This window comes from Caballeronia sp. LP006 (genome assembly GCF_031450995.1).
In the GTDB taxonomy this organism is placed as follows: Bacteria; Pseudomonadota; Gammaproteobacteria; order Burkholderiales; family Burkholderiaceae; genus Caballeronia.
The window spans coordinates 105,747-117,917 of sequence record NZ_JARTVW010000003.1 but is presented as its reverse complement, the minus strand read 5'-3'; the positions used below and the strand labels follow the sequence as shown (position 1 = coordinate 117,917).

Below are 12,171 nucleotides of genomic sequence, written 5' to 3'. Positions count from 1 at the left end.
AGAGAATACACGAACGAGACCCTCCGAACGCTACTGGCGAAACGGATAGCAGAAGCGGTAATCCTCGCAACCCGGACAGCCCGGCGCGCAGGTCGGCGCAACGCCGTTTGCGCTCGCCACCTCGTACGCGAGGAACTTCTTCCAGCGCATTTCGTCGACGTTGCGCGCGGCGAGCGCGGGGTAATGGCGTTCGAGCATGGCGCTGACATCGGCGCGGCCATCGAGTCCGAGATCGCGCCATAAATGGTCGGGACGCAGGCACGCCGTGGCGATGATCATCGCGAGACAATGCGCGTCGTCGGGAGAATGCGTCAGCGTCACGTCATGGCGCATCAGAAGCGCATGAAGATCGTGTACGAACACGCGGTGCGGCGTCGACGGCGGCGTATGATCGCCGTCGATCGTCTGCGTGAAATGGCGCGTGGTCAGGGCATCGAGTTCCGGCTTGTTAAGGCCGAGCAGCGATACATCGCCGGCTTCCATGCGCGCGCCGATCAACCGCGCGAACAACACCGTATCGGGCACGGCTGCATGGGCCGCGCGAGCGAGAAGGGCGCGCGCCGCCGCGTTCACGTTCATGGCGAGTGGCCGCTGCCGAGCACGTGGGCATCCACGCGTACCAGCCGCTTCAGGTGGCGCGGCGCGTGCACCGTATCCGCGCCGGACACCAGCACCGGCAGGCCATCTTCGACGCCGAGTTCGCGATCCGCACACGCATACGCCACGATCACTTGCTCGCCCACGGGCGTGTTGAAAAGCTCATGCCAGGAAAACGTCACCGCATAGCCATCGTGCGCATGCGCGAGAAACACGGTGCGCTTGAAATCCGTGCTGCCGGGACGGCGCACGCCAGCGGCGTCGAGCAGCACGCGCAACTGCACGCCCTGATATCGTTCCACTGGTCGAATATAACGGCCGGTCGAAAAGCAGACGAGATCGAAGGGATCGATGCTCGCGCTCGCAAACTCGCGCAAGGCGGCGACATCGAGCACGAGCGGACGTTCGACCGCGCCGCCAATCTGAACGACAGGTGAAAGGCTGAGCGAATGCGCGTGATTCATGGCGATGACCGGGCAGATGCGATGTATCGCTGAATATATTACGGCAGATTGTACGATGCCATGCCTTTCGCGGCATGATGATCATGGATGCGGCATTATTCACAACTATCGTTTTCCGGCCAACGGGAGAGCCTTCATGAGCCGTCGTCCTGCGTGGATCGCGATTTTGGCGCTCGTCACCGCCGCATGCACTTCGGGCGGAGGCTCGGTCAGCGCGCCGCAGACGGTCCAGCTTTCCGGCTCGCCGAACGGCGTCGCGGTGCGCGCGTCGGATGGCGCGGTGTTCGTCACCGACGACAAGACCAACAGCATCGTGATGACCTCGAATCTCGACGCTGCATCGCCCGACTTTTCGCTCTACGCGCGCATTCCCGCGCAGGAAGGCGAGCGCGGCGCGCTCAGTCAGATTGCGTTTGCGCCGAACGGACATCTGCTCGTCGAGCGCTTCGGCTTCGGCAAGAACAGCGCGGTGTTCGACATCGCCGCGAGCGGACAAGTCGCACTTGCCGCCGATGCAAACCCGTCGCGACGCCGCCTCGGGCTCGTCGTGCTGGACAGCGGCACGTTTTTATCGAGCTGGTTCGGCAAGGAAGGCGATGCGCCGTCGATGGGCGGCGTTAGCCTGATCACGCGCGGCGCGACGCCGGGCAGCGTGACCGAGCGCGATCTCGTCATCGGCCTGAAGAAGCCGGTGGGCCTCGCGGTCGTCGGCGACACGCTGTTCATCAGCGATCAGGCGGCGAACCGCATCTTCAAGGTCGATCTGCAGGACGCGCGCACGGCGGGCGGCCCGGTGCAGGCCACCAATGTGTTCGCCACCGTCGATGCGCCCGATCTCATGGCCGCATCGCCCGATGGCACGCTCTACACGAAATGCGGCGCGCACGCGTTGTGCAGTGTGTCGAAGCGCGGTACGGCGGCGGTCATCGCCAGCGACTTCGACGCGCCTCGCGGCGTGGCCGTCGATGTCGCGCGCAAGCGGCTGATCGCGGTGGATCGCGCGGGTGCGTCGTCGGGCAAGACGAGCGCGCTGCGCGTGTTGCCGATCAGATGAGCGAGCGCAGGGGCGATCCGAAAAAAGAAGGCGACGCATTCGCCGCCTTCTTTCGCGCCTACGTCACGTCGAACCTCAACGCGGCGACGACCAGCCCTTGTAATTCGCCACGTTTTCGCGCGTGACGAGCGTCGACGGCATGAGGATCATCGTGCTGCTCGGCTTCTTGCCGTTCATCAAGTCATAACCGACGCTCACCGCCTGCTGCGCCATCGACCACGGGTCCTGACTCGCGGAAGCCTGAATCTGCGTATCGGTCTTGAGCGCGTTTTCGATATCCGGCGCGCCATCCACCGACGTGATCACGATATTGTTGCGACGCAGTTGCTTCGCCGCGAGATCGCTGCCGATGGCTTGCGGATCGTTGATCGCGAAGAGGCCGTCGAGCTTCGGAAACCGCGTGAGATAACCTTGCATCGCGTTCATGCCGCCTTCGCGCGAACCTTTCGCGTCCTGGTCGTCGGATAGCACCTTGATGCCCGGATTCTTCGCCAGTTCCGCCTTGCAACCCTTCACGCGATCCGTCACGGCCGAAACCTGCGGCCCGTTCTCGATCACCACGTTGCCCTTGCCGTTGAGCTTCTTTGCGAGGAAATCGCATGCGAGTTCGCCCGCCTGCACGTTGTTGGTCTGCACGGTGGCGTCCGTTCCGGCAGCGGCCACGTCGACCGCGACCACCACGATGCCCGCCGCCTTCGCCTTCTTCACGGCGGGTTCGATCGCCTTCGGATCGACCGCGTTGAGCAGGATCATGTCGACGTGCGCGGAGATGAAATTGTCGATCTGCGTGAACTGCTTGTTCATGTCGTAATCCGACGATACCGCCGTGACCTTGACGTTCGGATTGATCTGCTTGGCCTTGGCTTCCGCGCCGCGCGAGATGGTCACGAAGTACGGATTGCCGAGCGAGCCGACCGTGATGCCGACCGACTTCAGTTGCTTGTCGGCGGCCTGTGCGGCGGGCAGCGCCGCGCAAAAACCGACTGCGAGTGCGACGCTGGCGAAAAGCTTGTTGTGTTTGCGCATGTTGTTGTCTCCAGTGGGTCCATTCGAGTTGGACGGGCGCAGGCGGACCTGCATGCGCCCGGTGTTTTCAAAGCGAAACTTCAGGTTCGGGCCGAACCGCGCTGGCGGTAACGGTCGAGCGCCACCGCGCCGATGATGACGAGACCCTTGATGATGTACTGCCAGATATCCGACACGCCGAGCAGCACGAGTCCATTCGACAGCACGGCGATGATCAGCGCCCCGACCAGCGTCCCGACGATCGACCCCACGCCGCCCACGAAACTCGTGCCGCCGAGAATGACCGCGGCGATGGCATCGAGTTCATACGATTGGCCGAGTTGCAGACCGTTCGCCGCATAGAGCCGCGCCGCCGACATCACCGCGCCGAGACCGGCGAGCAGTCCCGATATCGCGTAGACGAAAAGCTGGATGCCCCACACCTTGATGCCCGAGAGCCGCGCCGCCTCCGGATTGCCGCCGACCGAATAGATGCGCAGGCCGAGCACCGTGCGGCGCAGAATGAACCACGAAATGGCGACGACCGCGAGTGCGATGATCACGAGCCACGGCACGCCGAGCACCGTGTCGTTGCCGATGAACGCGAACGAAAGTTGCGGGTTGAAGATGGTCGTATCGTTACCGATGAGCCGCGCAATGCCGCGCACCGCCGTGAGCGAACCGAGCGTCACGATGAACGGCGGCAGTTTGAGCAGCGAGATCAGCAGCCCGTTGACCACGCCGAAGCCGAGACCGACGGCAAGCGCGGCCGGAATGCCGAGCCAGCCGAGATGCGGCAGGTTCGACGCAAGCAGCGCGGTGACAGCCGCCGCGGACAGGATCGAGCCGACCGACAAGTCGATGCCGCCCGTGAGAATGACGAAGGTCATGCCCGCCGCGAGCACGATGTTGATCGACGCCTGCTGCGTGACGATCGACATGTTCTGCAGGCTGAAGAAGCCGTCGGTGACGATGCCGAAGCCGATGCATAGCAGAATCAGCACCGGCAACATGCCGGCGGTGCGCATCAGGACCTGCATGCGCTCGCGATGTTCGATGCGCGTCTGCCGTTCCGCCGCGCCTGGCCCGACGTTGTCCTGCTTGGTGGTGTTAGCCATGTCTCTCTCCAATGTGCTTTTATGCGGCCTGATCGAGCTTGACCTTCGAGCCCGTCGCCAGTTCGATGATCCCTTCCTGCGAAATCGGCTTGCCGGAATGTCCGCCGAGTTCGCCCGCTATCAGGCCTTCGCGCATGACGAGCACGCGGTCGGCCACGCCGATCACTTCCGGCAACTCGCTCGAAATAACGATGAGGCCGACGCCCGAGCGCGCCAGTTCGTTGATGATTCGATAAATCTCCGACTTCGCGCCGATGTCGACACCGCGCGTCGGTTCATCGAGGATCAGCACGTGCGGCCGCGTTTCGAGCAGACGCGATAGCAGCACCTTCTGCTGATTGCCGCCCGATAACGCGCCCGCGTTCACCCGCATGTTCGGCACGCGGATGGTGAGCGCGGCGATTGCCTCGCGCGCGCGGTTGTTGCCAAGCGCGATGTCCATCACGCCCATCTTGGAATCGCGTCCGGCGACCGCGACGTTGATGTTGTCGCGCACGCTCATGTCGAGAAACAAGCCCTGACCCTTGCGGTCTTCGGTGAGATAGACGAGGCCGGCGTCGATGGCATCGCGCGGCGTGCGCACCTTGAGCGGCTTGCCGTGCATCAGGATGTCGCCGCGCGTGCGTTCTTCCGCGCCGAAGATGAGGCGCGCGAGTTCCGTGCGTCCCGCGCCGACGAGTCCCGCGATGCCGAGCACTTCGCCCGCGTGCAGTTCGAGACTGCAGCCGCGCACGCGGCGGTCGTCGGCGATATCGCGCACCGACAGCACGATCTTGCCGGGATCGTAAGGCGCGTGTTCCTTCTTGTAGAAGCCGGAGATGTCGCGGCCCACCATCATCTTCACGAGGCTCTCGGCGGAGAGTTCGTCGCGCTTGAGCGTGCCGACGTAGCTGCCGTCGCGCAGCACGGAAACGCGATCCGACAGCTCGTAAATCTCCGCCATGCGATGGCTGATGTAGATGATCGCGATGCCTTCCGCGCGCAATGTGCGCACGAGCTCGAACAGCCGGTCCGTTTCGCGCGATGAGAGCGGCGTGGTCGGCTCGTCCATCACGAGGATGCGCGCGTGGGCGTGCACGGCGCGCGCGATTTCCACGAGCTGCCGTTCCGCGATGGAAAGATCGCCGACGAGCGTATGCGGCTTGAACGATGCGCCCAGCCGCTTCAATACGTCCACGCAGCCGCGCTCCATGCCGGCGCGATCCACGACGGACCACGGACCTCGGCCCTTGCGCAGTTCGCGGCCCGCGTAGATGTTCTCGGCCACCGAAAGATTGGGCGCGAGACTCAGTTCCTGATAAATCACGGCGACGCCGAGCGCACGCGCCGCGAGCGGACCGTCGATGACGACCGGCTTGCCATCGATGAGAATTTGCCCGCCTGCATCGGCCTGATACGCGCCCGACAGGATTTTCATGAGCGTGGATTTGCCCGCGCCGTTTTCGCCCATCAGCGAATGCACTTCGCCTGGAAAGACCGAAAGACGCACGTCGTTCAGCGCGCGCACGCCCGGAAACGTCTTGCTGATGCCGCGCATTTCCAGAAGCGGCGTACGCGGGTCCGCGGTGTCATGCGGCATGGTTCACCTCTTGCGTTTTGATGCCCGCGTGGCGAAAGCCGGCGCGCGGGGAGAAGTTATAGAACATGGGCAACGTGGCGGCGCCAATTGCGCCCGCATCCGGGCCGAAGGTGCCGCGCACGAGCGCGGGCGTGCCGCGTGCCTCGGGCGCGTTGGCGGTCATCGTGGTCCGGAGGCGCGCGACGAGCCGGTCGAGCAGGCCGCCGTCGATGTCGGAATCGATCACGACCATCGGCACGTCGAGCACGCACAAGGTTGCGCGCAACGCGGGCGCGAGGGCTTCGATGCAGTCCTCGATCCATTCGTCGACGGCGGGCAGGCGTTGTTCGATGCACGCCTGCAAGTCGACGCGGTTGTCCGCCGCCGCGCCGCTGTAGTGCAGATGCCGCACGAGCGCATTGAGCGAGGCGCGCGACAGCAAAATGTCCCACTGCCCAGCGGGTTGCGGGGCGGAGGGCAGGCGGCTTGGCGGCACGGGAATCACGCCGATATCGCCCGCGTTGCCGGATGCGCCGCGCAGACAATCGCCGTCGATGGCAATGCCGCCGCCGATCGCCGATCCCAGGAACAGGTAGATGAAGTCGTCGCACGTGCGGCCGTGACCGTAGAACAGTTCGGCGGTGGCGGCGGCGTTGCCGTCGTTTTCGCTGAAGACGGGCAGGTTGAGCGCGCGCGATAGGGCGTCGGGGAAATCGGTTTCGTCCCAGGCGCGGAAGTTTTCGGCGGGCAGGCCGAGTTCGCGCAGCCAGCTGCCGAGATTGAACGGCTGCGCGATGCCGATGCCCGCGAGCCGTTCACGTTCGGACGCGCTAAGCAGCGCGAGCATCTGTTCGACATCGCGCCGCACGATTTCGAGCACGACCGACGGATGCGGCAGCACCATGTCGATGGCGCTGCGCCCGAGCACGTCGCCCGCGAAATTGACGAGCACCGTCTCGATACCGGTGCGGTCCAGCCGCACGCCGATACCGAACGCGCCGCGCGGATCGAGCCGGATCAGCGCGGCCGGCTGACCGCGCTGGCCTTCGATCCGGCGTCCGGTGTACTCGATGAGCCCTGCCTTGCCGAGCGACTCGATGATGCTACCAACCGCCGTGCTCGTCAGATTCGCGTGACGCGCGAGATCGGCCTTCGATGCGGGCTCGGTGCGCCGCAGCGCCTGCAACAGCAGGCGTTCGTTGTAGCGCCGGACGTTCGCGGAGTTGCTGCCTCTGCCGCTTGCTGGTTTCACGCGCCTGTCTCCTGTCGAGTCAGCGCATGAAGCGCTGCTCGTTGTCTCGTGTCGCCCTCATGCGGGGCATTAATTAAATCAAGTTGATTTATTTAAAGACGGCGGCGCGTTCTTGTAAAGAGAGGGAATTCCCCAAGCCTCCTTTTAAGCAGCGAATGAAAACTATTCGTGGCATGCGATGCAAGCAACGCTCCCGACGAATGTGCGCCTTTCACACTAGGCGATAGGCCCTTCAGTTCCAAGTTTCGGGCGTCCGTGCCTTTGCCTGCGTGGCGATGAGCGTTGTGCTATCGTCGGCGACACTTTTCGACATTGCGGTTGCGCCATCATGTTTTCGATCTCTCAGTCGGCCCACGCGAGTAAACCTGCCCAGTACGACGATCTGCTTCAACAGGTGCGCTCGCTGCTGGCGGACGAAAGCGATTTCATCGCCAACGCGGCGAACTTTTCGGCGCTGGTTTTTCACTCGCTGCCTGATTTGAATTGGGCGGGCTTTTATCTTTTCGACGGCGCCGAGCTCGTCGTCGGGCCGTTTCAAGGCAAGCCGGCGTGCGTGCGAATTGCGCTTGGACGCGGCGTGTGCGGCACGGCGGCACGCGACCGGCGCACGCAAGTCGTGCCGGATGTCGAGGCGTTTCCGGGTCATATCGCGTGCGACTCGGCGTCGCGTTCGGAGATCGTTGTGCCGCTCGTCGATGCCGCTGGCGCTCTGATCGGCGTATGGGATGTAGATAGCCCGATTCCCGGCCGCTTCGACGATGAAGACGCCACGGGCATGGAAGCGCTGTGCACGGCGTTCGTAGCGATTGCGTGGAGCAAGCGCGCGAAGGGTTGATGGCCGTTTCTTTGAAGCGCGCGGTTTTGCAATCGGCGCGGTATGCGCTTGCAGTTCCCGTTTAGCTCGACGCGAGACACGCTCCGGTCGAGATCACGCGGTAGCTCGCTGGACGCTTGCGGCTCTACTCCGCTCAACGCACTTCACGCAGTGGGAGCGATCACGCAATAGTTCGCTGGCCGTGCGCGTCATCACTCCGCTCAACGCAATCCATCCGTCGAACGTGGCCACGCGGTAGTTCGCTGCGTTTCGGCAAGCGTCTTCCCCGCCTGCGGCTACAATGGGGCGACCCTAACGCCCTCCATTCCGATGCCGAGCCTTGCCCGCCGCCGTCTGCTTGCCGCGTGCGCCCTGAGCGCGAGCGGCCTGGTACGTGTTCGCGATGCGCGCGCCGCCGATGGCCGCGCTACCATCGCGCTCGTGATGAAGTCGGTGAACGATCCTTTCGTCGTGTCCATGATCGACGGCGCAAACAACTACCAGCGCCATTTCGCGTCGCAACTGGATTTGATCGCGCGCGGCACGCAGGGCGACAACGACGTCGCCGCGCAAATTCAAATCGTCGAGTCTTTGATCGATGCGAAGGTTCAGGCCATCGTGATCGCGCCGACGGATTCGAAAGCGCTGCTTCCCTCGGCCACGAAGGCGATACGCGCGGGCATCATCGTGATCGCCATCGACAACGCATTCGACGACGACGCCGACGACCCGGCGTTCACCATTCCCTTCGTTGGTCCGGACAGCCGCCGGGGCGCGCGGCTCGTCGGCAATTATCTCGGCTCGAAGCTGAAAGCAGGCGATGAAGTCGGCATCATCGGAGGACCGGCGAACGACCGCAACGCGCAGCAGCGCGCCATCGGCTTCAGGGATGCGATGAACGCGGCGAACGTGCGCGTCGCGGCCGCCGACGCGGGCGACTGGAGTCTCGCGAGCGGCAAGTCCATTGCGCTGCAGATGCTCTACACGCGCCCGACCTTGCGCGGCATGTTGTGCGCGAACGATACCCTCGCGATGGGCGCGATCGATGCCATTCGCATCGCCGGGAAAAAAGGCCGCGTGCTGGTCACGGGCTATAACAACATCGACGCCGTGCAACCGATGCTGGAAGACGGGCGCCTGCTTGCGACGGTCGAGCAGTTCGGTGCGCGTCAGGCGGTATTCGGCGTGGATGTCGCGGTGAAGGCGCTACTGGAGAAACGGCGACAGCGGGATTTGTCGCCGTACATGGAGACGCCGGTGCAGGTGGTGGCGAAGGGGATGAAGCGCCCGCCGAGGCTGGGCGCTTCTTCGTAATGCCTGCTGTCGCTCGATGACCTGCGCGTCGCCAGATGGGCCATGCGCGCAGGCTGAAGTTCAGCCGATCCTCTAACGCTCAACCCGCCGCCCCACCCAACAACCCACGCGCCGCCAGACTCCGATACAACGCCCGCACCCCAAACGTCCAGGGCTCGACTTCCGTCGAAAGCTGCACCGTGTTCACGAGTGCGCCCAGACTCGGCGTGGCAATCGTCACCACGTCGCCGAGATGATGCGTAAAGCCGCCGCCCGGCGTGTCGCGGTCCTTGATCGGCGAAAACATCGTCCCGAGGAACAGCATGAAGCCGTCTGGGTATTGGTGATGCGCGCCATGCGTCTGCTTGACGAGGTCGGCGGGATCGCGGCTGATCTCGCTCATATGGCTCACGCCTTCGAGCACGAAATCGTCGTCCGCGCCTTCGATGCGCAGCGACAAAGTCGTGCCGCGCACCGTGTCCAAAGTGAAGCGCTCGTCGAACAGGCGCACGAACGGGCCGATCGCGCACGAAGCGTTATTGTCCTTCGCCTTGCCGAGCAACAACGCGCTACGGCCTTCGATATCGCGCAGATTCACGTCGTTGCCAAGCGTGGCGCCAACGATCTCTCCGCGCGCGTTCACCGCCAGCACGATCTCCGGCTCCGGGTTGTTCCATTGCGATGTCGGATAAAGCCCCACGTCCGCGCCAAAGCCCACCGACGACATCGGCTGCGACTTCGAAAACACTTCCGCGTCCGGCCCAATGCCCACTTCCATGTATTGCGACCACGCGCCGCGCCGCTCCAGCTCCGCCTTCAACTTGGCCGCGCTCTCCGAACCGGGCTTGATCTTCGAAAGATCCGCGCCGATCAACTTGTTGATGGTCTCGCGAACTTCCTTCGCCTTCGTCGCATCGCCGCCCGCCTGTTCCTCGATCACGCGTTCCAGCAAGCTCACCGCGAAGGTGACGCCGCACGCCTTCACCGCCTGCACGTCGCAGGGCGCGAGCAGGCGTGGACTGTCGGTTGCGGCATCGAGCGTGGCTTGCAGCAAATCTTCCACGGTGCCGAGGCGTTCGCCTTCAGCCGTGCGCGCGATGTTCACGGCGTCGGGATTGTCGAAGAGATCGGCTGTGGTCGGCGCGGCGCGCGTAATGTCGAACACTTCGCCCCGGCGCACGGCAATGACCGCTGGGCCGTTCACCGGCGCGGGACGCCATACGCGGCCGATCAGCAAGGCATCGGCAAAGTCTTCGGGCAGATACGCGGAAAGGGAAACGGGCTGCATGAGTGGGATCACCGTGCACGGGAAAAGGGAAAACGATCGTAGCCCGCAGGTGCGTTAGTGTCCATTGGGTTGCATGTTTATCCAACCTGTTGGAATATGCGCGGTCTCAATCTCGCTTCCGGTTCAGTAGGAACCGCGACCATCGACATGGATAAAGCCTACGACGTGCCCGCGCTGCGCCGCGCGAACGACATTCTTCAGACGCTCGCCGACGCCGCCAAGCCCGTGCGCGCCGCCACGCTCGCCGAGACCACCGGGTTGTCGCGCAGCACGCTCTATTTGCTGCTGGAGACGCTTGCGCGCATGCAGTGGGTCGAGAAGCGCGACGATGGCTACGTGGTCGGCGTCGGCCTGTTCGAGCTCGGCAACGCGTACGTGCGTCACGACAAGCTGCAGGCGGCGTTTCGCGAGGGCGCGGGCGCGTTCATCAACATGCATAACGAGGTCGTGCAGCTTGCCGTGCTGGATGGCGTGCAGGTCGTGTATGTCGCGCGCGAGGACGCGCATCGGCCGGTGCGGCTCGTATCGGATCTCGGTTCGCGGCTGCCCGCGCATTGCTGCGCGCTCGGCAAGGCGCTGCTGGCCGGTCTCACAGACGATGCCATCAGCGAACGCCTGCCCGAGCGTCTCGAAGCGGTAACGCCGCGCACCATCACGCGGCGCGCGGCGCTGTTGCGCGAGCTCGCGTCCATTCGCACGAGCGGTCTCGCGCTCGAACGCGAGGAAGTGACGGAAGGGCTTGCGTGTTTCGCGGCTTATGTCGGCATGACGCCGGCGGGCAAGCGCGTGGCGGTATCGACGAGCGTGCCCATCGGAAGGCTCGATGCAAAGCGCGAAAAGCAGATTTCGATCGGCATCGTTCAGCTTGCGGCGTTGTTGCGCGGGGCGCTGTGAGCTTGTGTGAAGCGCGCTTCGATCGCCTGCATTTCGCCCGTATCGAACACGTGCCCGACGCCATGCGATGCAATCAGAACGTCGCATGCCGTATGCGTGCAGATCACGTCGCGCATGCGCGCTTCGCCGAACCTCCAGCCGGTTTCCGCTTCGCCGCCTAATACGATGAGGTCCGCGCCGATCTCGCTTGCAACATCGACAATTGCCTCGCCGACGCTCACGCCATGCGGCGGCAGCGTGATGCTACGCGCGACGCCATCGATGCCCGCGCGCTCGATCATCCGGGCGCTATAGCGCGTGACGGCGCGCGCGTGATCGTCGATGACCGCGGCGGTCTCCGCGAAATTGCACTCGGCGGTGACGACGGCCCACCACGGCGTCTGATCGACCACATGCAGCGCGGTGAGGCGCGCGTTGCAGTCGCGGGCGCGCGAGATGGCAGTGGTCAGGGCGCTTTCGCTGAGGCTCGTGCTGACCGCGACGAGAATGTGCTTGTACATGATGGCCTCCGTTGCAGGGTTTCGATTCGATGAAACGCATGATCGGCGCACAAAGTTAGGAGCGAATGAGCGGCGTGGAAACTTCTACAACGCGCATTTAAAAGCTTCCGGCCGTCGCACTTACGCGGCAAGCGCAAATTCATGCCAACCCGCCCGCATGTTCGCGCCAAGCGGACAAATGCCATCGCGGAACACGATTTGCTTGCTGCCTGCCCTCGGATGATTCCGCTCGGGCACCCCGCATACGCGGCGTCGATTGCGCGTGGTCCATCCGCAGGTCCAGAACCCGAGGTTCCACCCGGCGCATCGTCCGGGTTTCAACCTGACAAGTGAG

Annotated in this window: 12 protein-coding genes; 4 read left to right on the top strand and 8 right to left on the bottom strand. The window is 64.2% G+C overall.

Annotation, left to right across the window (positions count from 1 at the left end):
* Positions 1-30 precede the first annotated feature (30 nt).
* Complete coding sequence (locus P9250_RS05250) at positions 31-579, bottom strand: nitrogen fixation protein NifQ (protein ID WP_310391570.1); 549 nt, start codon at positions 577-579, stop codon at positions 31-33.
* Positions 576-1,061, bottom strand: coding sequence for a molybdopterin-dependent oxidoreductase (locus P9250_RS05245; RefSeq protein WP_250468894.1), 486 nt, complete (start codon positions 1,059-1,061; stop codon positions 576-578). The genes P9250_RS05250 and P9250_RS05245 overlap by 4 nt, the downstream gene beginning before the upstream one ends.
* A 136-nt stretch (positions 1,062-1,197) precedes the next feature.
* Here P9250_RS05245 and P9250_RS05240 point away from each other — a divergent pair, with 136 nt between their 5' ends.
* Positions 1,198-2,115 carry a hypothetical protein gene (locus P9250_RS05240; RefSeq protein WP_250528035.1) on the top strand — a complete coding sequence of 306 codons (918 nt, stop codon included), beginning with the start codon at positions 1,198-1,200 and terminating at the stop codon, positions 2,113-2,115.
* A 75-nt stretch (positions 2,116-2,190) separates the two neighbouring features.
* On the opposite strand, the gene P9250_RS05235 is transcribed toward P9250_RS05240, so the two are convergent.
* The 4 genes from P9250_RS05235 to P9250_RS05220 all read right to left on the bottom strand — a co-directional run bounded on the left by P9250_RS05235 (position 2,191) and on the right by P9250_RS05220 (position 7,048).
* Positions 2,191-3,141, bottom strand: coding sequence for an ABC transporter substrate-binding protein (locus P9250_RS05235; RefSeq protein WP_250468890.1), 951 nt, complete (start codon positions 3,139-3,141; stop codon positions 2,191-2,193).
* Positions 3,142-3,221: 80 nt separating this feature from the next.
* Complete coding sequence (locus P9250_RS05230) at positions 3,222-4,238, bottom strand: ABC transporter permease subunit (protein WP_310391566.1); 1,017 nt, start codon at positions 4,236-4,238, stop codon at positions 3,222-3,224.
* A 19-nt stretch (positions 4,239-4,257) separates the two neighbouring features.
* Positions 4,258-5,817, bottom strand: coding sequence for a sugar ABC transporter ATP-binding protein (locus tag P9250_RS05225; RefSeq protein WP_310391564.1), 1,560 nt, complete (start codon positions 5,815-5,817; stop codon positions 4,258-4,260).
* On the bottom strand, positions 5,807-7,048 hold the full coding sequence (locus P9250_RS05220; RefSeq protein ID WP_250468886.1) for an ROK family transcriptional regulator: 1,242 nt from the start codon (positions 7,046-7,048) through the stop codon (positions 5,807-5,809). Before P9250_RS05220 ends, P9250_RS05225 begins: the two co-directional genes overlap by 11 nt.
* Positions 7,049-7,376: 328 nt before the next feature.
* Between P9250_RS05220 and P9250_RS05215 the strand changes: the two genes are divergently transcribed.
* Positions 7,377-7,883: a GAF domain-containing protein gene (locus P9250_RS05215; protein WP_310391559.1), complete on the top strand. Its 507-nt coding sequence runs from the start codon at positions 7,377-7,379 to the stop codon at positions 7,881-7,883.
* A gap of 309 nt (positions 7,884-8,192) precedes the next feature.
* Positions 8,193-9,176: a substrate-binding domain-containing protein gene (locus tag P9250_RS05210; RefSeq protein WP_310391557.1), complete on the top strand. Its 984-nt coding sequence runs from the start codon at positions 8,193-8,195 to the stop codon at positions 9,174-9,176.
* Between the two features lie 79 nt (positions 9,177-9,255).
* Here P9250_RS05210 and P9250_RS05205 read toward each other — a convergent pair whose 3' ends face one another.
* Positions 9,256-10,443 (bottom strand): fumarylacetoacetate hydrolase family protein, encoded by a 1,188-nt coding sequence (locus P9250_RS05205; RefSeq protein WP_310391554.1) that lies wholly within the window; start codon positions 10,441-10,443, stop codon positions 9,256-9,258.
* A gap of 147 nt (positions 10,444-10,590) precedes the next feature.
* Here P9250_RS05205 and P9250_RS05200 point away from each other — a divergent pair, with 147 nt between their 5' ends.
* Positions 10,591-11,337 carry an IclR family transcriptional regulator gene (locus tag P9250_RS05200; protein WP_310391552.1) on the top strand — a complete coding sequence of 249 codons (747 nt, stop codon included), beginning with the start codon at positions 10,591-10,593 and terminating at the stop codon, positions 11,335-11,337.
* Here the strand turns inward: P9250_RS05200 and P9250_RS05195 are convergent.
* Complete coding sequence (locus tag P9250_RS05195; RefSeq protein ID WP_310391550.1) at positions 11,304-11,837, bottom strand: universal stress protein; 534 nt, start codon at positions 11,835-11,837, stop codon at positions 11,304-11,306. The genes P9250_RS05200 and P9250_RS05195 overlap by 34 nt on opposite strands.
* Positions 11,838-12,171 lie beyond the last annotated feature (334 nt).